We start from the raw sequence: 22,431 nt of genomic DNA on the forward strand, positions 1-22,431 counted from the left end.
GCTCCGGAAATGAAGAAAGCCCCGGGGGTGGAGCCCCGAGGCTTTCGCTCCCCCACTTGGACTCGAACCAAGAACCTATCGGTTAACAGCCGATTGCTCTGCCAATTGAGCTATGGAGGAATGTGCCGCACTCTCGCGCGGGCAACCACACCATATTAGCAAAGCAAACGGGGTGCTCACGACGCGACGAGACGATGATCCGCGTCCGAGCTGGGCGTCCACAGCAGATGATCGGTCCCCCGGCCGTACGCCACGGTGTGACCGCCACGAAGCACCAGCACGTCGGCCGAGAGGTCTTTGACGACCTCCGCTTCGTTCGTCACCAGGAGCGCCGACATCCCGCGGGCGCGGCGCCGCAGGATCGCGTCACGAGCCGCGCGGCGCGCCTCGACATCCAGATTGGCGAAGGGCTCGTCTCCCACGAAGACGCGGGGTGCGAGCACGAGCGCGCGGGCGAAGGCGACCCGCTGCCGCATTCCGGCGCTCAGCTCGTACGGGTACTTCGCCGCCGCGCCGAGCGGCAGCAGCAGCTCGTCGAGGAGCGTTGCGACCCGCACCGCGAGTGCGCGCTGGTTGACCCGCCGGTCGCGGCTCGTGATGGGTTCGCCGATGACATCGGCCACCGTCATCCGTGCCGGGAGCCGAGCGCCCGCGGACTGCGCGAGATAGCCGGTGAAGTACGTCCACTCGCGCCGCGACCTGCCGGGATGGCGCACCGGGATGCCCTCGACCCACGCGTCGCCGCCGACGACGGCGAGACCCGGCGTCTCGATTCCGGCGAGCATCGCCGCGAGGCTCGACTTGCCGGCCCCGGTCGGGCCCATGATCGCGAGCGTGCCGGCGTGGTGGAGCACGAACGAGGCCCCGTCGACGACGCGCACGTCGGCCGCCCCGCGCGTCGACCGCGCCAGCGAGAGATCGGTCGCACGGATGGCGACATCGGCGTCACGGCGGCGGGGCATGGTCACATCCTGCCCTGCGCGGCTGCGTGGCGCCAACGATCTTGACAGGGCGGGGCCGAGGCGCCCTGCCCCCTCTACGCGTCGGCGGTGAGCTGCTGCCGGGTCATGTCGAGCTCCCGCAGTCGCAGGCGGATCGTGCGGCCCTCCTCGGAGTCGGCCGGCACGCGCTGGATCGCCCCGAGCAGCTCCGCCTTCTCGCGATCCAGCGACCGCTGGATGAGCCTGCGGCAGAGAGAGGATGCCGAGGCCACCGCCTCGTCGTCGGTGAGCGCCGGGAAGTCCGCCGTGAGGAGCTCGGCCGCGAGCGAGCGGAAGGGCTCCCGCACCGCGCCGATCGCCTCGGCCGCCCAGCCCGGACGATCCACCGCGGCGTCGGGCGCGACGCTCGCGCGGACCGCCTCCAGGGCGGGGTGGCGGAACGGCAGCGCGAACGCGCGCTCGCGCAGCTGCGGGTCGAGGCGGTGCCCGAACTGGAGGAGCCCCATGAGGGCGTCGCGCTCGACGGCGACGTCGGCCGTGCGCGGGAGCGACGCGAGCGTCACGCGGACGAAGGGCGCGGCATCCGTCCCCTCCTCCGGCGGCCGATCGGGTGCGGGCCGCGCGGGACCGCGCTCCCCGGCGCGGCCGGCGCGCTCCACCTCGCGCCGGACGTCTTCGGTGTCCATGCCGAGCCGGCGGGCGAGCACCCGGACGTATTCGGGCTGCAGCAGCGGGTCACGAAGCTCCGCGACGACCGGCGCCGCGGCACGGAGAGCGCCGACGCGGCCCTCGACGCTCGCGAGGTCGAAGCCCGAGATGCGCTGGTCCAGCACGAACTCGACCATGGGCGACTTCGTGTCGACGAGGGAGCGTACGGCGCCGTCGCCGCGGCGCAGACGCAGGTCGCACGGGTCGAGGCCCTCGGGACCCACGGCGACATAGGTCTGGGCGTTGAACCGCTTGGCGTCGGCGAAGGCGCGCAGCGCTGCCTTCTGCCCCGCCGCGTCGGGGTCGAACGTGAAGACGACCTCGCCGGCGGCCGAGTCATCGCCCATGACGCGCCGGAGCACCGTGATGTGGTCGGAGCCGAACGCCGTGCCGCAGGTCGCGATGGCCGTCGTGACGCCCGCGAGATGGCACGCCATGACGTCGGTGTAGCCCTCGACCACGACGACGCGATGGCTGCGGCTGATCTCGCGCTTGGCGAGATCGAGGCCGTACAGCACCTGGGCCTTCTTGTAGATCGTCGTCTCGGGCGTGTTGAGGTACTTCGGGCCGTTGTCGTCGTCGAAGAGCCGTCGTGCGCCGAAGCCCAGCACCTGACCGGTGACATCGCGGATCGGCCACACGACGCGCCCGCGGAAGCGGTCGTAGACGCCGCGCTGTCCCTGCGACACGAGGCCCGCCGCCATCAGGTCGTCGCGCGAGAAGCCCTGCCCGGTGAGGGCGTCGAGCATTCCCGACCATCCCTTCGGGGCGAAGCCGACGCCGAAGTGCGCGGCCGCGCCGGCGTCGAACCCGCGCTCCCCCAGGAACCGCCTCGCGATGTCGGCCTCCGGGGTCGCGAGCTGTGCGCGGAAGAACTCTGCGGCGGCCGCATTGGCGGCGTACAGGCGGGCGCGCCCGGAGGTCTCGGGGGCAGCACCCCCGTCCTCGTAGTGGAGGGTGTACCCGATGCGTCCCGCGAGGCGCTCGACGGCCTCCGTGAACGAGAGGTGGTCGATGTTGCGCAGGAACGAGTAGACGTCGCCCGATTCGCCGCAGCCGAAGCAGTGGTAGAAGCCGGCCTGCGGGCGCACGTTGAAGCTCGGGCTGCGTTCGTCGTGGAAGGGGCACAGCCCCTTGAGCGAGCCGACGCCCGCGGACTTCAGGGCGACGCGCTCCCCGATGATGTCGGCGATGTTCGTGCGGGACTTGACCTCGTCGACGTCGGCCTGACGGATCCGCCCTGCCATCAGGCGTCCTCGCGCGAGAGGCGGCGTGCGGGCGTGGGCGAACCGGGCGCCCAGACGCCGATGGATGCCGCGTCGACCTCGCCGACGAGGCGTCCGTGCCACGAGATGGCGAGCTGGTCGGTCAGGCTCGCGACCTGATCGACGACGACGCGGCGGCGCGCGGCATCCGTCTCGGCGATCGCGAAGTCCTCGGCGTAGATGCGGTCGAGCGCCTCGGGGCGCTCCCACAACGCGGTCGCGAGGCGCTTGAGAACGCGGCGCTGCTCCTTGTAGAGCCCCTTGCGGCCCTCCATCGACACCACGACCGCGCCGATGATGCCCTTGAGCACCGCCATCTCGGCCTCGACGACACGCGGCACCACCATGTGGGCGCGATAGCGGGTGAGCACCGACAGATCGTACGCCTCGCGCGTCGCGGTCGTCGCGGCGCGGGCGAAACGGCCGATGAGGTCGGAGGTGAGGTTCTTGAGGCGCGCGTGGTCGGCGCGCGTGCCCTCGAACGAGCGGATCCATTCCGGCATGCGCATGAGCCGGTAGAGCGCGTCGGCGAGCTCGTCGCGGGCGAAGTCGAATCCGACCCACGCCTGGATGGCGGTGAGGAGCGCCTCGTGCTCGTGCGTGTCGAGGAGGCGCGCCGGGTCGAGGTAGCCGTTGACGATCGCGTCCTCGAAGTCGTGGACGGAATACGCGATGTCGTCGGAGAGGTCCATGACCTCGGCCTCGATGCAGCGCACGCGACCCGGCGCGTCCTGGCGCATCCAGTGGAAGACCGGTTCGTCGTCGGGGTAGACGCCGAACTTGAGGCGGCCGCCCGGATCGGGGAGCGGATGCTCCGCCGTCCATGGGTACTTGCAGGTCGCGTCGAGGCTCGCGCGGGTGAGGTTGAGTCCGAAGCCCACCCCGTCGTCATCGACGACCTTCGGCTCCAGGCGCGTGAGGATGCGGAGGGTCTGCGCGTTGCCCTCGAACCCTCCGACGTCGTCGGCCCAGTCGTTGAGCGCTCGCTCGCCGTTGTGGCCGAAGGGCGGGTGCCCGAGGTCGTGGCTGAGGCACGCCGTGTCGACGACGTCGGGCGCGAGCCGCAGCGCCGTCGCGAGCTCGCGACCCACCTGCGCCACCTCGAGCGAGTGCGTCAGCCGGTTGCGCGCGAAGTCGACGGGGCTCGCGGGGCTGAGCACCTGCGTCTTGGCGGCCAGGCGGCGAAGCGCCGCCGAATGCAGCACGCGCGCACGGTCGCGGGCGAAGTCGTCGCGTTGCGACCGGTGGCGCTCGGGGTGGAATCGCGCGGCATCCGTGTCGTCGTAGCCTGCCGGCCGCTCGGAGGCGACGACCGCCCCCGTCGCGGCAGCGGACAGCGCGCCGTCAGCCGCCACTGTGGTCGAGTTCCGCTTCGGCGAGGGCGCAGGATGCCTCGGCACCGAGCTCCCGCGAGTCGAGCCAGCCGTCGGGCAGGGCCGGGCGCTTCGGGCTTCCGGCCCGGCCGCGCTGGCCCTCCGCCGCCTCGCCGGGGTACGGCGCCTCCAGGTCGAGGGTCGCGAGGAGCTCGTCGATCTCGGCGAGGCTCGAGACGGTCGCGAGCCGTGCGCGCGTGTCGCCCCCGACGGGGTAGCCCTTGAAGTACCAGGCGACGTGCTTGCGGATGTCGCGGCAGCCGCGGTCCTCGTCCTCGAAGAACTCGGTCAGCAGCTCCGCGTGACGGCGGAACGCGGTGGCGACGAAGCCGAGCGTCGCGTCGACGGGCTCGCCCACCGCGGCGCCGGGCGACCCGAGAGCGCGGGCGAGGTCGCCGAAGAGCCACGGGCGGCCGAGGCATCCGCGCCCGACGACGACGCCGTCGCAGCCGGTTTCTGCCATCATGCGCACCGCGTCGTCGGCCGACCAGATGTCGCCGTTGCCGAGGACGGGCACGCTCGTGACCGTCTCTTTGAGCTTCGTGATCGCCGACCAGTCCGCCTGGCCCGAGTAGAACTCGGCCGCCGTGCGGGCGTGCAGGGCGATCGAGGCGACGCCGGCGTCCTCGCCGATGCGTCCGGCCTCGAGGTAGGTGAGGTGGTCGGCGTCGATGCCCTTGCGCATCTTGATCGTCAGCGGGATGTCCCCCGCGGCGCGGACGGCGCCGGTGACGATGTCGCGGAAGAGCTCGCGCTTCCACGGGAGCGCCGCGCCGCCGCCCTTGCGGGTGACCTTGGGGACGGGGCATCCGAAGTTCAGATCGATGTGATCGGCCCGGTCTTCGGCCACGAGGATCCGCACCGCCTCGGCGACCGTCTTGGGGTCGACGCCGTAGAGCTGGATGGACCGCGGCGTCTCGGATTCGTGGTGCGTGATGAGGCGCATCGTCGTGGCATTGCGCTCGACGAGGGCGCGCGACGTGATCATCTCGCTCACGTAGAGCCCGGCGCCGTACTCGCGGCACAGTCTGCGGAAGGCGGTGTTCGTGATGCCGGCCATGGGAGCGAGCACGACGGGCGCATCGAGCTCGATGGGCCCGATGCGAAGCGCGCGGGCCGGAGCGAGGGCGGTCGTCATCCCTCCATTCTCCCAGACGAAACCGGGCCTCTCCCTGACAGGGTCGCTTAGCCTGTGAACATGACTCAGGCCGTCGACATCTCGCTCCGCGACATCCCGTTCCAGACCGCAGAAGGCGAGACCAAGACGCTCGCCGACTACGGCGACAAAGTGCTCCTCGTGGTCAACGTCGCCTCGAAGTGCGGCCTCACGCCCCAGTACGAGCAGCTCGAGGAGCTGCAGCGGGCCTACGCCGACCGGGGCTTCACGGTGCTCGGATTCCCGTGCAACCAGTTCGCCGGTCAAGAGCCGGGGTCGATGGACGAGATCCTCGAGTACTGCTCGGTCACGTGGGGCGTCTCCTTCCCCGTCCTCGACAAGGTCAAGGTCAACGGCGGCAAGGCGGCGCCGCTCTACAAGGCGCTCAAGCGGACGAAGGATGCCGAGGGCAAGCGCGGCCCCGTGCTGTGGAACTTCGAGAAGTTCGTGCTGACGCCCGACGGCGCGATGCACCGGTTCCGTCCGAACGTGAAGCCCGACGACCCCGCCATCGTGCGCGTGATCGAGGAGAACCTCCCCGCCTAGCGAGGAGGGCTGCCGATCAGGCCGCGGCCTCGTCGGCCTCGCGGTGCTCGGCCCACACCTGGCGGGCGATCTGCGTGAACGCCTCGGCGGGCTGCGCGCCCGAGACGCCGTACTTGCCGTCGACGACGAAGAACGGCACGCCGTTGATGCCGTACGCCGCTGCCTGCGCCTGGTCGGCGCGGACGGCTGCGAGGTAGCGGCCGCTCTGCAGCGCGCCGCGCGCCGCATCGGCGTCGAGGCCCGCGTCGGCGGCGAGGGCGACGAGCTCGTCCTCCCGGCCGAGGTGGCGGCCCTCGGTGAAGTACGCCGACATGAGCCGCTCGGCGAGCTCGAGCTGGCGGCCCTGCTCCTTCGCGAAGTGCAGCAGCTCGTGCGCCTTGACGGTGTTCGTGTGCTTGAGGAGATCGAAGCGGTACTCCAGGCCCGCGTCGGCGGCGACGCCGGTGACGCGCTCGAGCATGCTGCTCGCCTGCTCCGGCGAGATCCCCTTGTGGCGGGCGAGGTAGTCGGCTTCGCCGCCCTCGAAGTCGACGGGCGTGTCGGGCGAGAGCTCGAAGGAGTGGTACGTCACCTCCACGACGGGTGCGTCTTCGTCGGCGGATGCCGCGGCCAGCCCGTTCTCGAGGTTGCGCTTGCCGATGTAGCACCACGGGCAGGCGATGTCGCTCCAGACGTCGATCTTGATCGCTTCGGTCACGTCAGGTCCAACGCGCGGGGGCGGGCGCGATATTCCGCTTCGCGAGCGCCGCGGCGACGAAGAAGCACACGGCGCCGAGGAAGGTGCCGAGGTTCGCCCACTCCAGATTGCGGGGATCGCCGGTCGCCGGGAGGATGTAGGCCCCGAGCGCCGAGAAGCCGAAGGCGATCGAGCCGACGAGATTGAGGATCGTGCCGTGCCACGTGCGGGCGAGCGGGTCCCAGAGCTCCCCGCTGCGGTACGCGGCGACGAGGGCGAACGTGCTCGAGACGAGGAAGGCGATCGAGCCCCAGGCATCGGGCCGCCACCCGGTGAGCTCATGCGCGGGCGATGCCGCCGCCTGGATCAGGACCGCGACGGTGCTGAGGTTGAACAGGATCGTGCCGACGAACTGGATGGCGGCGGCCCACCAGTCCGCCGCATCCGCCCCGTGAAGCGGGTTGTCGGGCGGACGCCGTCCGCTCAGCGCGAGCTGGATGAACGCCGCCAGGGTGAAGAAGATCGAGCCGACGAAGAACGTGGCCGATCCCCACACGACGCCGACGGCGTCCGCGTAGGCGGGTATCGCGCCCACGGCGAAGCACGCCGATCCGATCATGAAGCCCCAGGCCTCGCGGCGCAGGCGGGTCGTGCGTGCCATCAGTGGTGGAAGGACCCCGCCTCCTCTTCGCTCATGGGCACCGTGATGGGGTGCTTGTCGAAGTGGACGATCGCATCGCGGTAGTCGTCCATGAGGAGGGATGCCTCGTCGCGCCCGAAGCCCGCACGCACCAGGATGCGCTGGATCGGGAGATCCTCGCGATTCGGCGGCATCGTGTAGGCGGGCACCTGCCACCCGCGGGCGCGGAGCCGGTCGGCGAGGTCGAACAGTGTGAATCCGTGGCCGACGCCGTCGGTGAGCTTCCACGACACGGCCGGGATGCCCTCCTCGGGCCGGCCGGCATTGATGATCTCGAAGTGGCCCAGCCCGGCGATCTGGTCGGCGAGCCACATCGCGGTGTCGTAACAGGACTGGTGCACCTTGCGATACCCCTCGCGCCCGAGACGGAGGAAGTTGTAGTACTGGGCGACGATCTGGCCGCCCGGGCGCGAGAAGTTCAGCGCGAACGTCGGCATGTTGCCGCCGAGATAGTTGACGTCGAAGACGAGCTCCTCGGGAAGGTCGGCGGCATCGCGCCACACGATCCAGCCGACCCCGAGCGGGGCGAGCCCGAACTTGTGGCCCGACGTGTTGATCGACTTCACGCGTGGCAGCCGGAAGTCCCACACGATGTCGGGCGCCGTGAACGGGGCGAGGAAGCCGCCGCTGGCGCCGTCGACGTGGATCGGGATGTCGAGTCCCTTCTCCGCCTGCAGCCGGTCGAGCGCCCCGCTCACCGCCTGCACGGGCTCGTAGCCGCCCGTGAACGTCACCCCGAGGGTCGGTACGACGCCGATCGTGTTCTCGTCGACGCGCGTCAGGACCTCCTCGGGAGTCATGAGGAAGCGATCCCCCTCCATGGGGATCTCGCGCAGCTCCACGTCCCAGTAGCGCGCGAACTTGTGCCAGCACACCTGCACCGGCCCCGTGATGAGATTCGGCTTGTCGGTCGGCTGACCTGCCGCGCGCCGGCGCGCGCGCCAGTTCCACAGCAGCGCCATGCCGCCGAGCATGGCCGCCTCGCTGGAGCCCGTCGTCGACGTGCCGAGCGTGTTGGCGGCGTCGGGCGAGTTCCACAGATCGGCGAGGATGTGCACGCAGCGCTCCTCGATGGCCGCCGTCTGCGGGTACTCGTCCTTGTCGACCATGTTCTTGTCGAGCGACTCGGCCATGAGCAGGCGGACTTCGGGTTCGAGCCAGGTCTGGCAGAACGTCGCGAGGTTCTGGCGGGAGTTGCCGTCGAGCATGAGCTCGTCCGACACCACCTGATAGGCGTGACGGGCGAGATGCTCCTTCTCGGGCATGCGGTACTTCGGCATGGCGATCGAGAGGTCGGTCGAGGCGAAGACCTCGTCGAGGATCTCGTCGCGGATGTTCTCGCGGTGGTGCAGCATCGGAAAGCCCCCTCGTCGGTGTGGTCGTCGGAGTTCCCGTGGCGAGGGTCCGAGACGGTACGCCCTCGGGTCTACCGGCGGCCCTCCGCGGCTGTCAACGCTCGGCGGCCACCTGCACTCATCCGGGCGGGATGAGGGGTGCCCTCAGAGCGCCGGGATCTCCGGCGTGTCGACCGCTCCGCCGAATCGGCGGTCGCGATCGAGGTAGAGGTCGATCGCCCGCCACAGGTCGGCGCGGCTGAAGTCCGGCCACAGCGTGTCGAGGAAGACGAACTCGGCGTACGCCGACTCCCACAGCAGGAAGTTCGACGTGCGCTGCTCGCCGCTCGAGCGCACGAAGAGGTCGACGTCCGGCATGTCGGGGATGTACAGCCGTCGCTGGATGAGCTTCTCCGACACCGCGCTCGCTCGCAGGCGGCCCGCGGCGACGTCGTCGGCGATGGAGCGCACGGCATCGACGAGCTCGACGCGACCGCCGTAGTTGACGCACATCGTCAGGGTCAGCACGTCGTTGCCCGCGGTCAGCTGCTCGGCGTACTGCAACTCTTTGATGACCGATCCCCAGAGGCGGGGCTTGCGTCCTGCCCACCGCACGCGCACCCCCCACTCGTTGAGCTGATCCCGGCGGCGGTGCAGCACGTCGCGGTTGAACCCCATGAGGAAGCGCACTTCGTCGGGCGAACGCGACCAGTTCTCTGTCGAGAAGGCGTACACCGACAGATGCTTCACGCCGGCCTGGATGGCACCCGCGACGACGTCGAGAAGCGCCGCCTCCCCCGCCTTGTGACCCTCGACGCGGGTGAGTCCGCGCTTGTTCGCCCAGCGCCCGTTGCCGTCCATGACGATCGCGACGTGCTTGGGCACGCTCCCCTTCGGGTACGCCGGCGGGTAGAGCCCCGTCCAGTCGACGGGGCGATAGGGCACCGCGTCGCGGTGCGTATACGGCTTGGGCGTCACCGAGCGGCCTCCCGGGGCGCGGATTCGACGTGGGCGAGAGAGCGGATGCCTCGTTCCAGGTGCCATTGGGCGTACGCCGCGATGAGTCCCGACGCGGCGGCGGTGGCGCCGTGGGACGCGGCATCCACCGCATCCCACTCCCCCGCCATGAGCGAGGGGAGGAGGGCGGCCGTCTCGGAGGCGACCCGGGCGGAGCCGGTGGGCGCGCAGTCGTGGCACACCATGCCGCCCAGCTGCGCGACGAAGGTGTCGTGCGGCCCTTGCCTGCCGCACCGGGCGCACTCGTCGAGCGAGGGCGCCCAGCCCGAGAGCGCCATCGCGCGCAGGAGGTAGGAATCCAGGATGCTGCGCGAGGCGTGGTCGCCGCGCGCCAGCGAGCGCAGCCCGCCGACGAGGAGGAGGTACTGCTGCGGCGTGGCCTCGGCCTCGTTCAGCCGGTCGGCCGCCTCGACCATCGCGCTGGCCGACGTGTAGCGGTCGTAGTGCACCGCGATGTCGGCCCCGTACGAGCCGAGGGACTCCGCCTGCTGCACGATGTCGAGCGATCGGCCCTGATACAGCTGCACGTCGGCGACCATGAACGGCTCGAGACGCGAGCCGAATCGCGACGACGTGCGGCGCACGCCCTTGGCGACGGCGCGGACCTTGCCGTGACGACGGCTCAGCAGCGTCACGATCCTGTCGGCCTCACCCAGTTTGTGGGTGCGCAGGACCACGACTTCGTCGCGGTAGGTGGACACACCTCGATTATCCCGGCAGGCCGCGACAATGGAGGTGTGAACCAGCCGGTCTTCGTCATTCCGCTGTGGGCGGACCTCACCGCCGTCGGCCTCGGCGGCGTGCAGGGCGCGCTCTATGCGTCGGGCTTCCAGGGGCAGCGCCGCCTCGACCTGCTCGGCGTCGCGATCATCGGGATCGTCATGGGCATGGGCGGCGGTCTCATCCGCGACCTGCTGCTCAACGTCGCGCCCGCGACGCTCCAGAGCAACTGGTACCTCATCACGGCGACGCTCGCGGCGCTCGTCGGGATGCTGCTGGCCAACCTCTTCCGCCGGCTCAACGGCGTCATCGTCGCGCTCGACGCGGTCGTGATCGGGCTGTTCGGCGCCTTCGGCACGAGCAAGGCGCTCACCCTGGGGTTCCCCTTCGTGCCCGCGGTCTTCGTCGGGGTGTGCGCGGCGGTCGGCGGCGGCATCCTGCGTGACATGCTCATGGGCCTTCCGACTGCCATCATGCATGTCGGCTCGCTCTACGCGGTGGCCGCAGGAGCCGGATGCCTCACCCTCGCCGCACTGAACACCTTCGGTGTCGACATCGTCGTCGCCGCGGTCATCGGCATCGTCGTGACGACCGTCATCCGGCTGCTCGCCGTCATGTTCGACATCTCGCTGCCCGAGCAGCGCGCGCTGTACCGGCGCAAGGTCGCGGTGGAGACCGCCGCCATCACCCTTCCGAAGAAGTGACGCCCGCGCCGCGCGCCGGCGGACGAACGAGCCCCCTCCGCCGGAGCGGAGGGGGCTCGATCACATCGGGGCTCGCCCGGGTCAGACGCCGGCCAGCTCGCGCGAGCGCTCGCGCGTACGGATCGCGCGGTTGACGCCCGAGACGATCGCCTTGAGCGACGCCGTCGAGATGTCGCCGTCGATGCCCACGCCCCACAGGCGCTCGCCGTCGACCTGCAGTTCGACGTAGGCCGCGGCCTGCGCGTCGCCGCCCGCGCTCAGCGCGTGCTCGACGTAGTCGTAGACCGTGACGTCGAAGCCGTGCGAGCGGACGATCTCGATGAAGGCGGCGACGGGACCGTTGCCGTTGCCGGATGCCTCGACCCGCTCGTCGCCGTCGCGGAGCGTGACCTCGAGCGAGATGTCGCCCGACATGTCGCTCTGCGTGCGGGTGCTCAGCAGCTCGAAACGGCCCCAGCGGTCGTCTGCGACGTCGGCGGGCAGGTACTCGTCGTTGAAGATCGACCAGATCTGGTCGCTCGTGACCTCGCCGCCCTCGGCGTCCGTCTTCGCCTGCACGACGCCCGAGAACTCGATCTGGAGCTTGCGGGGCAGGTCGAGTGCGTGATCGGTCTTCAGCAGGTATGCGACGCCGCCCTTGCCCGACTGCGAGTTGACGCGGATGACGGCCTCGTACGAGCGGCCGAGGTCCTTGGGGTCGATCGGCAGGTACGGCACGGCCCACTCGATCTCGTCGACCGACACGCCCTCCGCCTGAGCGCGGGCCTCCATGGCCTCGAAGCCCTTCTTGATGGCGTCCTGGTGAGAGCCGGAGAAGGCGGTGAACACCAGGTCGCCGGCCCACGGGCTGCGCTCGGGCACCGGCAGCTGATTGCAGTACTCCGCCGTGCGCTTGATCTGGTCGATGTCGCTGAAGTCGATCTGCGGGTCGATGCCCTGCGTCAGCAGGTTGATCCCCAGCGCGACGAGGTCGACGTTGCCGGTGCGCTCGCCGTTGCCGAAGAGGCATCCCTCGATGCGGTCGGCGCCGGCCATGTAGCCGAGCTCGGCGGCGGCGATCGCGGTGCCGCGGTCGTTGTGGGGGTGCAGCGACAGGATGACGTTCTCGCGATGCGCCAGGCGACGGCTCATCCACTCGATCGAGTCGGCGTAGACGTTGGGGGTCGCCATCTCGACGGTCGCGGGCAGGTTGATGATGACCTTGCGCTCCGGGGTCGGCTCGAAGATCTCGATCACCTGGTTGCAGACCTCGAGCGCGAAGTCGAGCTCGGTGCCCGTGTAGCTCTCGGGCGAGTACTCGTAGAAGACCTTCGTCTCGGGGATGCGCATCTCGTACTCGCGGCACAGGCGTGCGCCTTCGAGTGCGATGTCGATGATGCCCTGCCGGTCAGTGCGGAAGACGACCTCGCGCTGCAGGACGCTCGTCGAGTTGTACAGGTGCACGATGGCCTGCTTGGCCCCGGCGATCGACTCGTACGTGCGCTCGATGAGGTGCGCGCGGGCCTGCGTCAGCACCTGGATCGTGACGTCGTCGGGGATCAGGTTCTCTTCGATCAGCTGACGCACGAAGTCGAAGTCGGTCTGGCTCGCGCTCGGGAAGCCGACCTCGATCTCCTTGTAGCCCATGCGAACGAGCAGCTCGAACATGATGCGCTTGCGCTCGGGGCTCATCGGGTCGATGAGGGCCTGGTTGCCGTCGCGCAGGTCGACGGCGCACCAGCGGGGGGCGGTCGTGATGCGGTTGCCCGGCCAGGTGCGATCGGGCAGGTCGACCGCGATCTGCTCGTGGTACGGCCGATACTTGTGGATCGGCATGCCGGACGGCTTCTGGGTGTTGTCCATGAGGGTCTCGCTTCTTGTCTCGTCTGAGGATGCGGGCCAACAGCAATCGCCGCGACGAGGAAGGCCCTAGATCAGGACTCGTCGCGGCGGCTAAGAAGGAGAAGCCCGCCGAAGCGCATGCACTCAGGGTACACCTGAGGCCCGGATGGGTCGAACCGGTCGCATGAGACGAATGCGGGCGCCGCGACACCATGAGGGTATGAACCGACTTCGTCGTGCCCTCGCGGTGGCAGGTCTCGCCGCGGCATCCGTCGCCCTTCTCTGCGCCTGCGCGACTCCTGCCGGTGGTGCGGGCGCGGGTGCGGCCGCACCCTTCGGGTCGCTTCCTCCCGCGCCGCCGGAGGGAGACGTGCGCGGCACCGGCACGGTCATGGATTCCGGGGGCCACGTGCAGCTGTGTCTCGGGCCCGTCGCCGAGTCCTTCCCGCCGCAGTGCTCGGGGATCCCCCTCGAGGGCTGGAGCTGGGACGGCGTCGACGGCAGCGAGTCGTCGGGTGATGTGCGGTGGGGCGCGTATGCCGTGCAGGGCACGTTCGACGGTGAGACGATGAGCGTCACGGGGCCGCCGATCCTGCTCGCGCTGTACGACCCGATCCGCCCCGAAGATCCGACGGGCGGGCGGCCCGGCAAGACGGATGCCGCGACCCTCGAGAAGATCCAGGCGGGGCTTGCCGATCGCCTCGGCGACCAGCTGCTGTCGTCGCGCATCGAGAGCGGCTACGTGTGGGCAGATGTCGTCTGGGATGACGGAACGCTTCAGGATGCCGCGGACGCGGAGTACGGCGAGGGGGTCGTCATCGTCTGGCCGGCCCTGCGGGGCTGAGCCGCCCGGCTTCTGGCCCCCGCGCGGGCCGAGGGCTAGTGTGTGCCGAAAGGGGCCCTCCGGGGCCGCGATCGGACGCAGGTGGAGCGGCGATGGGGTCGACACAGGAGCGCGCGTTCGAGTCCGTGATCCTCGCGAACTCGTTCATCGACAGGCGCGGCCGCGCCGCGATCGTGGAGTTCTTCCCGCCGTCGGTCGTCGATCTCTACGACGCCGTGGTCGTGCGGGCCGACTGGCAGAACGCGGCGACGCTCACGGAGCGCGCGTTCGTCGTGCTCGCAGCCCTCGAGGCCGATCCCGCGCTCGCCGCGCGCTATCAGGCCGACGTCGACGCCGGGAGGCTCGGATTCGGCGCCGGCGAGGACGAGGCGATCGACCTCGCCATCAGCGAAGTCAGCTCCGCGCTCGGCGCGCAGGCAGCGCCGGGCGCCGACGACGGCCTGCTCGGCGGGGAGACGGCCGGACCGCCGGACTCGATCGACCTCGCGCCGCCTCCCGTCTTCGCCCCGTCCATACCACCTCCCGCGTCGATGCCGGCGCCGGGTCCTCCACCGCCTCCGCCTCCGCCGCCACCCGCTCCGCCCGTCACCTCGTTCGTCCCCCCGCCCACGATGGAGTCCGCCGACGACCTCGGAGCCGCCTCGGGCGGCGGCCCCGTCGCCGCCGAGCGACGGGAGGAGCCCCCGCCGGCCGAGATGGTGCAGACCTGGCTGAACGCCGAGGTGCACGGCGGCTACGAGACCCTGCAAGCAGGTGAGGAGTACATCCTCGGCATCTCGTTCGGCGAGCGCAGCGCGACCGCGGCCGGCGCCGCCCCGACCGCGATCCCGTTCGCACCGACCCAGACCGCGGTCGACCTCTCGGTGCAGCTGGTGAGCACCGACTTCGAGGTGCCGCCACTCCCCCAGCTCATCCGCGTCACGCGCAACGGCAGGTCGATCGGCGAGGTGCTGTTCCCTTGCAAGCCGCTGCACGCCGGTCTCTCGAAGCTGAGCGTGCTCGTCGATGTCGAGGGCAACTTCCTGCAGCGGCTCGAGCTGGAGTTCGACGTCGGCACGTCGACGCCCGTGCAGACGACGAACTTCGGACGACCGGCCGGGGCCGCGGCATCCCTCGCTCCCCGCACCGCCTCGATGCAGTTCATGCCCGCGACCGGGGGCTACGACCTCTTCGTGAAGGGCGTCACCGACCACGAGGTCTTCATCCAGATCACCGAGGACGAGCTCGCCGCCCGCATCGAGGGCGTGCGCGAAGCGCTCCTGAAGACGGTGAAAGACCCGACGTTCGCTCTCGAGCTCGACATCCCCCCGAACCTCGCCGCCTCGGCGCTCAAGGATCTCGCCTTCGCGGGATTCCGCCTCTACCAGGCGATCTTCGGCGGGCCGTTCGCGTCGGAGGAGCTGAAGAGCGTCGGTCGCTGGCTGCGCGAGAGCCTCAGCGACGACGTCACGACGCTGCAGGTCGTCTCGCGCGGCTTCCCGGTGCCGTGGGCGCTGATGTACCTCACCGACCGCTTCGCCGACGACCATCTCGACTGGGGTGACTTCATCGGAATGCGCCACATCGTCGAACAGGTGCCGATGCGCGAGATCTCGACCGTGCCGCCGGTGACGACGATCGCCTCGACCCCCGACCTGAGCGTCCGCGTGCTCTACAACGACGGGATCGACGCGCAGATGCCGTCGCATCCCGTCGCCGCGCAGCGCACCTACTGGGAGAGCCGCGCCGTGACGCTCGGCGAGGGCACGAAGATCGACGACCTGAAGGCCGCGCTCGGCACGACCGCGACCGACAAGGTGCTCTACCTCTACTGTCACGCGGTCGCTTCCGACAAGGACTCCGACGACTCGTACCTCGTCATGACCGGCGATCAGCGCATCACCCTCGGCGAGCTGGCGGTCTATGCGCCCATCGACGACCAGTTGCCGAGTCATCCGCTCGTCGTCATCAACGCGTGCGAGTCGGGCGACCTGTCGCCGATCTTCTACGACGGATTCGTGCCGTACTTCCTCGCGAAAGGCGCACGCGGCGTGATCGGCACGGAATGCAAGACCCCCGGCCGCTTCGCGAGCGAGTGGGCCATCGCCTTCTTCGACCGGTTCTTCGCGGGCGAGCCGCTGGGCGATGCCGTGCTGGCCCTGCGCCGCGACTTCCTCGAGAAGCACGGGAACCCGCTCGGCCTGCTGTACGGCGTCCACTGCGACACCGACACCCGCGTCGACCCCGCCCTGGCTGCCGCCGGCAGCGGGCACTAGGAGCACTCATGGCCCTGCGCCGCATCCCCGGAAAGCCCCAGACCTACCACCTCATCGCCTACGACCGGAGAGGACGCGAGCAGCGCGACCCCGACGGCACGGTCGCAAGCACGGAGGCGCTCGACGCGGTCGCCGCGCCAGGGGTCACCGACGTCTTCGTGCTGTGCCACGGCTGGCAGGGCGACTACCAGGACGCCATCAGCCAGTACGACCGGTGGGTCGGTGCGGCCGATCCCGACGCCGACGACGACGGAATCCGCCCCGTCGTCATCGGGCTGCACTGGCCGAGCAAGGCCTGGAGCAACCGCGAGCTCACCGACACGCCGAGCGGACTCCTCGGCGACGAGCCGGCCGGCGACGCCGTCACGGTGGACGACGCGGTCGACGAATTCGCGGCGCAGCTCGGCGACGAGCCGCAGACGCGCGAGGCCCTGCGGACGGTGCTCGCGTACGCGGCATCCGTCCCCTCGGATCAGGATGCCTCGGCCGCCGACTCCCTCCCCGCCGAGGTGTCGGAGGCCTATCGGTCGCTCGTCGCGCGGCTCGGCGCCGCGGGCGACGACGGCGGGCTGCTCGGCGGCGGTTGGGACCCCGACGCCGTCTTCGACGAGTCGGTCACGGCCGCGGCCGACGACGGGCTGCTCGGCGACGGGTTCTTCGCCCGTCTGCGCGAGGCGGTGCTCACGCCGCTGCGCCAGCTGACCTTCTGGAGCGGCAAGAACCACGCCCGCGAGTTCGGCGAGGGCGCCGCGGCCGACTTCGTGCGCGAGCTCATGCGGACGGCCGACGTCCGCATCCACCTCATGGGCCACAGCTTCGGGACGATCGTGATGTCGGGCGCCGTGCGCGGCCCCGGTGCGCATCCGACTCCCCCGCCGCGGCCCGTGAATTCGCTCTTCCTGGTGCAGGGGGCCGTGTCGCTGTGGGCGTTCGCGGAGGATGCCCCCGCGGCGTTCGGCGGCGGCCGCGGCTACTTCGCCGATGTCGTGCGCCCCGAGTTCGTGTCGGGGCCCGTCGTCGTGACGCGCTCGTCGTGGGACTACGCCGTCGGCAAGTTCTATCCGCTCGCGGTCAAGCTGGCCGGGCAGTTCCTGCTCGGTGACGACGAAGCGCCCAAGTACGGCGGGATCGGCACCTTCGGGGCGAAGGGCATCGGCGCAGCGATCGAGCTCCCCGCGCTCGCGAAAGGCGCGCGCGTGGATGCGTTCGCCCCGGGCAGGCTCTACAACATCGACGCCAGCGGAGTGATCGCGCACCTCGACGGAGCCAGCGGCGCGCACAACGACATCGGCCATGAGGAGCTGACGTGGATCGCGTGGAACGCGGCGCGCGCGTCGGCGCGCGAGTGAGCCGGGCGTAGGGCAGCGTCGCTGGGGCGGCGGGTCAGAACCCGAGCCGGCCGAGCTGCTTCGGGTCGCGCTGCCATTCCTTGGCGACGCGCACGTGGAGCTTCAGGAAGACCTTCGTGCCGACCAGCGGCTCGATCTGCGCTCTCGCGCGCGCTCCGACGTCGCGCAGGCGGGAACCCCTGTGCCCGATGATGATCGCCTTCTGGCTGTCGCGCTCGACGACGACGTTCGCGTAGATGTCGGTCATCGACCCGGTGTCGCGCTCCTGCATGTCTTCGATCGTCACGGCGATCGAGTGCGGAAGCTCGTCGCGCACGCCCTCCAGCGCCGCCTCGCGGATGATCTCGGCGATGCGGTCCTCGATCGACTCGTCGGTCACGACGCCGTCGGGGTACAGGGGCGGCCCCGACGGCATGAGTGCCAGGAGCTCGTCGGTCAGCACGTCGAGCTGCTCCCTCGTGAGCGCCGACAGCGGGATGACGGCGGCCCAGTCCTCGCGGAGGGCGTCGACCTCGAGGAGGCGTTCGGTGATCTGATCGCGGGACGCGGCATCCGTCTTCGTCACGATCGCGACCTTCTTCGCGCGCCCGTATCCCGAGAGCGACTCCGCGATGCGCCGATCCCCCGGGCCGACCTTCTCTGTCGCGGGGACGCAGAAGCCGATGACGTCGACGTCTCCGAGCACCTGCTCGACGAGATCGTTGAGCCGCTGACCGAGGAGCGTGCGCGGCTTGTGCAGGCCGGGGGTGTCGACGATGACGAGCTGGCCGGCAGGTCGGTTCAGGATGCCGCGGATCGCCCGCCGCGTCGTCTGCGGCTTGTCGGAGGTGATCGCCACCTTCTCGCCCACGAGCGCGTTCGTGAGCGTCGACTTGCCGACGTTGGGGCGGCCCACGAAGGTGACGAATCCGGATCGCCCTTCGACGGGCCCTCCGACCGCAGGCTCGGACCCCGCCTCGGCGGTGGGCTCGTTCTCAGCCATTGCGCTCCCCCTTCTGGGACTTCGACGACTTGCCCTCGTCCGACGAGGACTTCGGCACGGTGATGGGCTCGGTCCGCGGGCGCGAGACATGCACCTCGCCGGTGCGCGGTCGCGCACCGAAGTTCTCCTCCGCTGCCTCCAGCGCCTCGCCGCGCTCGACGAAGACGGTGGCCAGGCCCCGCCCGCGCCCGCGCGATGCGCCGCCGGTCAGCACCAGCCCCGCGTACTCGGCCGTCGCACCGGGCTGCGGCACACGGCCGAGGGCCTTGCCGAGCAGCCCGCCGATCGAGTCGACGTCCTCGTCGTCGAGGTCGATGCCGAACAGGTCGCCGACCTCGTCGAGGCCGAGGCGTGCGCTCACCCGGAACCGACCGGGCTCGAACTCCACCGCCTCCTCGGCGCGAGGATCGTACTCGTCGGCGATCTCGCCGACGAGCTCCTCGATGAGGTCTTCGAGGGTCACGAGGCCCGACACGCCGCCGTACTCGTCCACGACGAGGCAGACGTGAACGGCGTCGCGCTTCATCTGCTGCAGGAGCGACTCGGCCTTCATCGACTCCGGCACGAACACGGCGCGACGGGCGATGCGGTCGATCGGGGCGTCGCGCCAGCCGGTCTCGTCGCGGAACCCGAACTGCACGAGGTCTTTGAGGTACAGCATCCCGACGACGTCATCGGCGTCGGCGTCGACGATGGGGACGCGTGAGATGCCCTTCTCGAGGAAGATCGTCATCGCCTCGCGCGTGGAGGCCGAGGCATCCACCGTCACCATGTCGGTGCGGGGCACCATGACCTCGCGCACGATCGTGTCGGTGAACTCGAACACCGAGTGGATGAGCTCGCGATCGTCTTCTTCGATGAGGTCTTGCGACGCGGCCTCGTCGACCATGTCGAGCAGCTGCTCCTCCGACGCGAACGACGCGCCGCGGGCGACGCCGGGGGTGACGCGGTTGCCCAGCGCGACGAGCCCGTGAGCGAGCGGGCCGAGGATGAGCCGCGCACCGCGGATGACGGGCGCCGTGCTGACGACGAGGCCCTTCGCGTGCTGGCGGCCCCACGTGCGGGGGCTCGCTCCCACGATGACGAACGACACGCCCGTCATGATGACGGCGGCGGCGAGCATGGCCCACCAGATGCTGTCGAAGAGGAGCGTGAAGGCGACCGTGACGAGCACGGCGGCGGTCGTCTCGGCGAGGACGCGGATGAAGACGACGGCGTTGGAGTGCACCTCGGGGTCGTCGGCGATGCGACGCAGCGACGTGACGTTGCGCCCGCCCATGGCGAGTTCGCCCAGGCCCTGCCGCGAGGTCACGCCGAGGGCGGCGTCGATGGCGGCCATGAGACCGCCGAAGGCGATGAGGAGCGCAGCGGCGATGAGCAGGAGGACCGGCGTCATGCGCGGGGTCGTCGCCGTTCGGAGTGCTGGAAGCCCACGATGAGGTCTTTCTGCAGCCCGAACATCTCGCGTTCCTCCTCGGGCTCCGCGTGATCGAAGCCCAGGAGGTGCAGCAGACCGTGCGTCGTGAGGAGGATGAGCTCGTCCATCGTCGAGTGCTTGGCGGCGACGGCCTGCGTCTCGGCCACCTGCGGGCACAGCACGATGTCGCCGAGAAGGCCCGGCGGGGTGGGCATCTCGTCGGTGCCGGGACGCAGCTCGTCCATCGGGAAGCTCAGCACGTCGGTGGGGCCGGGCTCGTCCATCCACTGGACGTGCAGCGCCTCCATCGCGCCTTCGTCCACGAGGACGATCGCGACATCCGCATCGGGGCTCACGTGCAGTTCGGCGAGGTTGTACTCGGTGAGGCGAAGGAGCACCGTCTCGTCGACGGGGATGCCGGACTCGTTGTTGATCTCGATCGTCATGAGCGCCCTCGCTTCGGGAGGTGATCGCGCGGACCGGCCGTGCGCGTCGCCGAGCGGCGCTCGGCACGATTGGCGAATTCGGATGCCTCGTCCCGCTCGCGTCGCGCCGCGATCCGGCGCTCGTCGTACTCGCTGTACGCGTCGACGATGCGCCCGACGAGCGTGTGACGCACGACGTCATCGCTCGTGAGGTAGGAGAAGTGGATGTCGTCGATGCTGCTGAGGACCCGCGTCACGAGGCGGAGCCCCGACGCGCCCTGCGGGAGGTCGATCTGGGTGATGTCGCCGGTCACGACCATGCGCGTGCCGAACCCGAGGCGCGTGAGGAACATCTTCATCTGCTCGGGCGTGGTGTTCTGCGCCTCGTCGAGCACGACGAAGGAGTCGTTGAGCGTGCGGCCGCGCATGTACGCGAGCGGGGCGACCTCGATCGTGCCGGAAGCCATGAGCTTGGGCACGAGCTCGGGGTCCATCATCTCGTTGAGCGCGTCGTACAGCGGCCGCAGATACGGATCGATCTTGTCGGTGAGGGTTCCGGGGAGGAAGCCCAGGCGCTCCCCCGCCTCGACGGCGGGACGGGTCAGGATGATGCGGCTGACCTCCTTGCGCTGCAGGGCCTGGACTGCCTTGGCCATCGCGAGGTAGGTCTTGCCGGTTCCGGCGGGGCCGATGCCGAAGACGATCGTGTTCTCCTCGATCGCGTCGACGTAGGCCTTCTGCCCGACGGTCTTGGGGCGGATGACCTTGCCGCGGGAGGAGAGGATCGCCTCGCCGAGCACCTCGGACGGGCGGGGGCCCCCTTCCCGCTGCAGGATGCGGCTGGAGGAGGCGACGTCGACGGGGCCGAGTTCGTGACCGGCCTTCGTCATGGCCAGGAGCTCGTCGACGAGGGTGCGCGCCGCGGCGACGGCCCCGGCATCCCCCGTCAACGTGATCTCGTTGCCGCGTACGTGCACGTCGACCTCGGGGTGCTCCTTCTCGACGACGCGCAGGAGACGGTCCTGCGGCCCGAGCAGCTGCACCATCGCGACGCCGTCCGCGTAGACGCGGTCGACCGTGGGCGTATCGTCAGGCACCGAGCGTCTTCTCCTCGAGTCGTCCGCCGAGGACGTGGGCGTGCACGTGGAACACGGTCTGACCGGCATCGGGACCGGTGTTGAACACGAGACGGAAGTCTCCTCCGGCGTGCTCCATGGCCAGAGTGTTCGCGAGGCCGACCAGCTCGGCGAGCAGGTCGGGATCTCCCGCGGCGAGTTCGACCACGTTGCGGTAGTCGGCCGACTTGGGGATCACGAGCAGGTGCACGGGCGCCTGCGGGTGGATGTCGCGGATCGCGAACGCGTTCTCGGTCTCCGCGATGATCTCGGAGGGGATCTCGCCCTCCAGAATGCGCGTGAAGATCGAGGGTTCTCTCATGTCGTCAGTCTAATGGCGAGGCCTCACCAGCGGCCGAGGATCCCGCTCACGACGGCGAGGGCCGCGGGCCCCGCGGTCGACGTGCGAAGGACGGTCGTGCCGAGGCGCACCTCGGTCGCCCCCGCGTGCGCGAGGCGCTCCAGCTCGCCGGGGTCGATGCCGCCCTCGGGCCCCACGACGAGCAGGATGTCGCGATCGTCGCCGGCATCGAGCCTCGTCTGCGAGAGCGCGGCGGTCGCGGTCGGCTCGAGCACGAGGACGACGGATGCCGCGGCCCGCCGCACCAGGTCGTCCGTCGTGGCCAGGGCCGAGACCTCGGGAAGCCACGCGCGGTGCGCCTGCTTGGCGGCCTCCCGCGCGATCGCGGCCCACCGAGCGGTGCCTTTCGCGGCCTTCGCGGCATCCCACCGCGAGACGCTCCGCGCGGCCTGCCACGGCACGATCTCGTCGACTCCGAGCTCGGTCGCCGCCTGCACCGCGAGCTCGTCGCGGTCGCCCTTCGCGAGCGCCTGCACGAGCACGAGGCGTGGCGAGGCCGCCGGTACATCCTCGCGGCGGCTCACCCGGACGACGACCTCCTTGGCCGAGGCGGACTCGCACTCCCCCGTGAGCCACGCGCCGCTGCCGTCGCCGACCGTGACAGCCTCGCCGACGCGCACGCGCCGGACGACGGCGGCGTGGTGGGCCTCCGGGCCGGTCAGGGTCACGGTGTCACCGGGGTGCGCCGCGCCGGAGGTCTCGACGAGGAAGTGCAGAGGCAT

21 protein-coding genes and 1 tRNA gene are annotated in these 22,431 nt (G+C 70.5%); 5 read left to right on the plus strand and 17 right to left on the minus strand.

The features are described 5' to 3' along the window. Window positions 1–47: 47 nt before the first annotated feature. From ACSBPH_RS00835 to dusB, 5 genes are all read right to left on the minus strand, one after another. Window positions 48–120 (minus strand) — tRNA-Asn (locus ACSBPH_RS00835). Window positions 121–176: 56 nt separating this feature from the next. After that, the gene (locus ACSBPH_RS00840) at window positions 177–962 is read right to left on the minus strand and encodes an ATP-binding cassette domain-containing protein (protein ID WP_442575733.1); all 786 of its coding nucleotides are present in this window, start codon (window positions 960–962) and stop codon (window positions 177–179) included. 74 nt (window positions 963–1,036) lie between these two features. Beyond that, complete coding sequence (gene dnaG / locus ACSBPH_RS00845) at window positions 1,037–2,896, minus strand: DNA primase (RefSeq protein ID WP_442575734.1); 1,860 nt, start codon at window positions 2,894–2,896, stop codon at window positions 1,037–1,039. Further along, window positions 2,896–4,269, minus strand: coding sequence for a deoxyguanosinetriphosphate triphosphohydrolase (locus ACSBPH_RS00850; RefSeq protein ID WP_442575735.1), 1,374 nt, complete (start codon window positions 4,267–4,269; stop codon window positions 2,896–2,898). Before ACSBPH_RS00850 ends, dnaG begins: the two co-directional genes overlap by 1 nt. Beyond that, entirely contained in the window at window positions 4,259–5,425 is a 1,167-nt protein-coding gene (gene dusB / locus ACSBPH_RS00855; RefSeq protein ID WP_442575736.1) for a tRNA dihydrouridine synthase DusB, read from the minus strand. The genes ACSBPH_RS00850 and dusB overlap by 11 nt, the downstream gene beginning before the upstream one ends. Before the next feature lie 60 nt (window positions 5,426–5,485). On the opposite strand from dusB, the gene ACSBPH_RS00860 reads away from it, so the two are divergent. Then, complete coding sequence (locus tag ACSBPH_RS00860) at window positions 5,486–5,989, plus strand: glutathione peroxidase (protein ID WP_442575737.1); 504 nt, start codon at window positions 5,486–5,488, stop codon at window positions 5,987–5,989. A 16-nt stretch (window positions 5,990–6,005) separates the two neighbouring features. Here the strand turns inward: ACSBPH_RS00860 and ACSBPH_RS00865 are convergent, their stop codons facing one another. The 5 genes from ACSBPH_RS00865 to recO form a co-directional block, all read right to left on the minus strand. After that, complete coding sequence (locus ACSBPH_RS00865) at window positions 6,006–6,686, minus strand: DsbA family oxidoreductase (RefSeq protein ID WP_442575738.1); 681 nt, start codon at window positions 6,684–6,686, stop codon at window positions 6,006–6,008. A 1-nt stretch (window position 6,687) separates the two neighbouring features. Then, a complete protein-coding gene (locus ACSBPH_RS00870) occupies window positions 6,688–7,326 on the minus strand; it encodes a hypothetical protein (protein WP_442575739.1) in 639 nt (212 codons plus the stop codon). Beyond that, a complete protein-coding gene (locus ACSBPH_RS00875; RefSeq protein WP_442575740.1) occupies window positions 7,326–8,720 on the minus strand; it encodes a glutamate decarboxylase in 1,395 nt (464 codons plus the stop codon). The genes ACSBPH_RS00870 and ACSBPH_RS00875 overlap by 1 nt, the downstream gene beginning before the upstream one ends. A gap of 144 nt (window positions 8,721–8,864) precedes the next feature. Then, the gene (locus ACSBPH_RS00880) at window positions 8,865–9,677 is read right to left on the minus strand and encodes an isoprenyl transferase (RefSeq protein WP_442575741.1); all 813 of its coding nucleotides are present in this window, start codon (window positions 9,675–9,677) and stop codon (window positions 8,865–8,867) included. Continuing rightward, window positions 9,674–10,417: a DNA repair protein RecO gene (recO, locus tag ACSBPH_RS00885; protein WP_442575742.1), complete on the minus strand. Its 744-nt coding sequence runs from the start codon at window positions 10,415–10,417 to the stop codon at window positions 9,674–9,676. The genes ACSBPH_RS00880 and recO overlap by 4 nt, the downstream gene beginning before the upstream one ends. Window positions 10,418–10,453: 36 nt before the next feature. Between recO and ACSBPH_RS00890 the strand changes: the two genes are divergently transcribed. After that, the gene (locus ACSBPH_RS00890; RefSeq protein WP_442575743.1) at window positions 10,454–11,140 is read left to right on the plus strand and encodes a trimeric intracellular cation channel family protein; all 687 of its coding nucleotides are present in this window, start codon (window positions 10,454–10,456) and stop codon (window positions 11,138–11,140) included. 81 nt (window positions 11,141–11,221) lie between these two features. On the opposite strand, the gene leuA is transcribed toward ACSBPH_RS00890, so the two are convergent. After that, complete coding sequence (gene leuA, locus ACSBPH_RS00895) at window positions 11,222–12,982, minus strand: 2-isopropylmalate synthase (RefSeq protein ID WP_442575744.1); 1,761 nt, start codon at window positions 12,980–12,982, stop codon at window positions 11,222–11,224. Between the two features lie 199 nt (window positions 12,983–13,181). Between leuA and ACSBPH_RS00900 the strand changes: the two genes are divergently transcribed. The 3 genes from ACSBPH_RS00900 (at window position 13,182) to ACSBPH_RS00910 (ending at window position 17,409) form a co-directional block, all read left to right on the plus strand. After that, the gene (locus tag ACSBPH_RS00900; protein ID WP_442575745.1) at window positions 13,182–13,805 is read left to right on the plus strand and encodes a hypothetical protein; all 624 of its coding nucleotides are present in this window, start codon (window positions 13,182–13,184) and stop codon (window positions 13,803–13,805) included. Between the two features lie 92 nt (window positions 13,806–13,897). Then, entirely contained in the window at window positions 13,898–16,060 is a 2,163-nt protein-coding gene (locus ACSBPH_RS00905) for a CHAT domain-containing protein (protein WP_442575746.1), read from the plus strand. Between the two features lie 8 nt (window positions 16,061–16,068). After that, on the plus strand, window positions 16,069–17,409 hold the full coding sequence (locus tag ACSBPH_RS00910) for a hypothetical protein (protein ID WP_442575747.1): 1,341 nt from the start codon (window positions 16,069–16,071) through the stop codon (window positions 17,407–17,409). Window positions 17,410–17,443: 34 nt separating this feature from the next. Here ACSBPH_RS00910 and era read toward each other — a convergent pair whose 3' ends face one another. The 6 genes from era to ACSBPH_RS00940 are packed head-to-tail and all read right to left on the minus strand — an operon-like array spanning window position 17,444 to window position 22,431. After that, window positions 17,444–18,391, minus strand: a complete 948-nt coding sequence (era, locus tag ACSBPH_RS00915; protein WP_442575748.1) for a GTPase Era — start codon at window positions 18,389–18,391, stop codon at window positions 17,444–17,446. Beyond that, on the minus strand, window positions 18,384–19,787 hold the full coding sequence (locus tag ACSBPH_RS00920) for a hemolysin family protein (protein WP_442575749.1): 1,404 nt from the start codon (window positions 19,785–19,787) through the stop codon (window positions 18,384–18,386). The genes era and ACSBPH_RS00920 overlap by 8 nt, the downstream gene beginning before the upstream one ends. Next, window positions 19,784–20,254 (minus strand): rRNA maturation RNase YbeY, encoded by a 471-nt coding sequence (gene ybeY, locus ACSBPH_RS00925; RefSeq protein WP_442575750.1) that lies wholly within the window; start codon window positions 20,252–20,254, stop codon window positions 19,784–19,786. Before ybeY ends, ACSBPH_RS00920 begins: the two co-directional genes overlap by 4 nt. Beyond that, entirely contained in the window at window positions 20,251–21,279 is a 1,029-nt protein-coding gene (locus ACSBPH_RS00930; protein ID WP_442577221.1) for a PhoH family protein, read from the minus strand. The genes ybeY and ACSBPH_RS00930 overlap by 4 nt, the downstream gene beginning before the upstream one ends. Window positions 21,280–21,322: 43 nt before the next feature. Next, on the minus strand, window positions 21,323–21,670 hold the full coding sequence (locus tag ACSBPH_RS00935; RefSeq protein WP_442575751.1) for an HIT domain-containing protein: 348 nt from the start codon (window positions 21,668–21,670) through the stop codon (window positions 21,323–21,325). Window positions 21,671–21,693: 23 nt separating this feature from the next. After that, a complete protein-coding gene (locus tag ACSBPH_RS00940) occupies window positions 21,694–22,431 on the minus strand; it encodes a 16S rRNA (uracil(1498)-N(3))-methyltransferase (RefSeq protein WP_442575752.1) in 738 nt (245 codons plus the stop codon).

The organism is Microbacterium sp. F51-2R (assembly GCF_052180235.1).
Lineage (GTDB): Bacteria > Actinomycetota > Actinomycetes > Actinomycetales > Microbacteriaceae > Microbacterium.

Coding starts and splice junctions, on each gene's coding strand:
- ACSBPH_RS00860 (WP_442575737.1), top strand. CDS start 5,486: ATGACTCAGGCCGTCGACATCTCGCTCCGCGACATCCCGTTCCAGACC.
- ACSBPH_RS00840 (WP_442575733.1), bottom strand. CDS start 962: ATGCCCCGCCGCCGTGACGCCGATGTCGCCATCCGTGCGACCGATCTC.
- ACSBPH_RS00910 (WP_442575747.1), top strand. CDS start 16,069: ATGGCCCTGCGCCGCATCCCCGGAAAGCCCCAGACCTACCACCTCATC.
- ACSBPH_RS00935 (WP_442575751.1), bottom strand. CDS start 21,670: ATGAGAGAACCCTCGATCTTCACGCGCATTCTGGAGGGCGAGATCCCC.
- dusB (WP_442575736.1), bottom strand. CDS start 5,425: ATGACGACCGCCCTCGCTCCGGCCCGCGCGCTTCGCATCGGGCCCATC.
- ACSBPH_RS00905 (WP_442575746.1), top strand. CDS start 13,898: ATGGGGTCGACACAGGAGCGCGCGTTCGAGTCCGTGATCCTCGCGAAC.
- ACSBPH_RS00870 (WP_442575739.1), bottom strand. CDS start 7,326: ATGGCACGCACGACCCGCCTGCGCCGCGAGGCCTGGGGCTTCATGATC.
- era (WP_442575748.1), bottom strand. CDS start 18,391: ATGGCTGAGAACGAGCCCACCGCCGAGGCGGGGTCCGAGCCTGCGGTC.
- ACSBPH_RS00930 (WP_442577221.1), bottom strand. CDS start 21,279: ATGGTGCAGCTGCTCGGGCCGCAGGACCGTCTCCTGCGCGTCGTCGAG.
- leuA (WP_442575744.1), bottom strand. CDS start 12,982: ATGGACAACACCCAGAAGCCGTCCGGCATGCCGATCCACAAGTATCGG.
- ACSBPH_RS00940 (WP_442575752.1), bottom strand. CDS start 22,431: ATGCCTCTGCACTTCCTCGTCGAGACCTCCGGCGCGGCGCACCCCGGT.
- ybeY (WP_442575750.1), bottom strand. CDS start 20,254: ATGACGATCGAGATCAACAACGAGTCCGGCATCCCCGTCGACGAGACG.
- ACSBPH_RS00920 (WP_442575749.1), bottom strand. CDS start 19,787: ATGACGCCGGTCCTCCTGCTCATCGCCGCTGCGCTCCTCATCGCCTTC.
- dnaG (WP_442575734.1), bottom strand. CDS start 2,896: ATGGCAGGGCGGATCCGTCAGGCCGACGTCGACGAGGTCAAGTCCCGC.
- ACSBPH_RS00900 (WP_442575745.1), top strand. CDS start 13,182: ATGAACCGACTTCGTCGTGCCCTCGCGGTGGCAGGTCTCGCCGCGGCA.
- ACSBPH_RS00875 (WP_442575740.1), bottom strand. CDS start 8,720: ATGCTGCACCACCGCGAGAACATCCGCGACGAGATCCTCGACGAGGTC.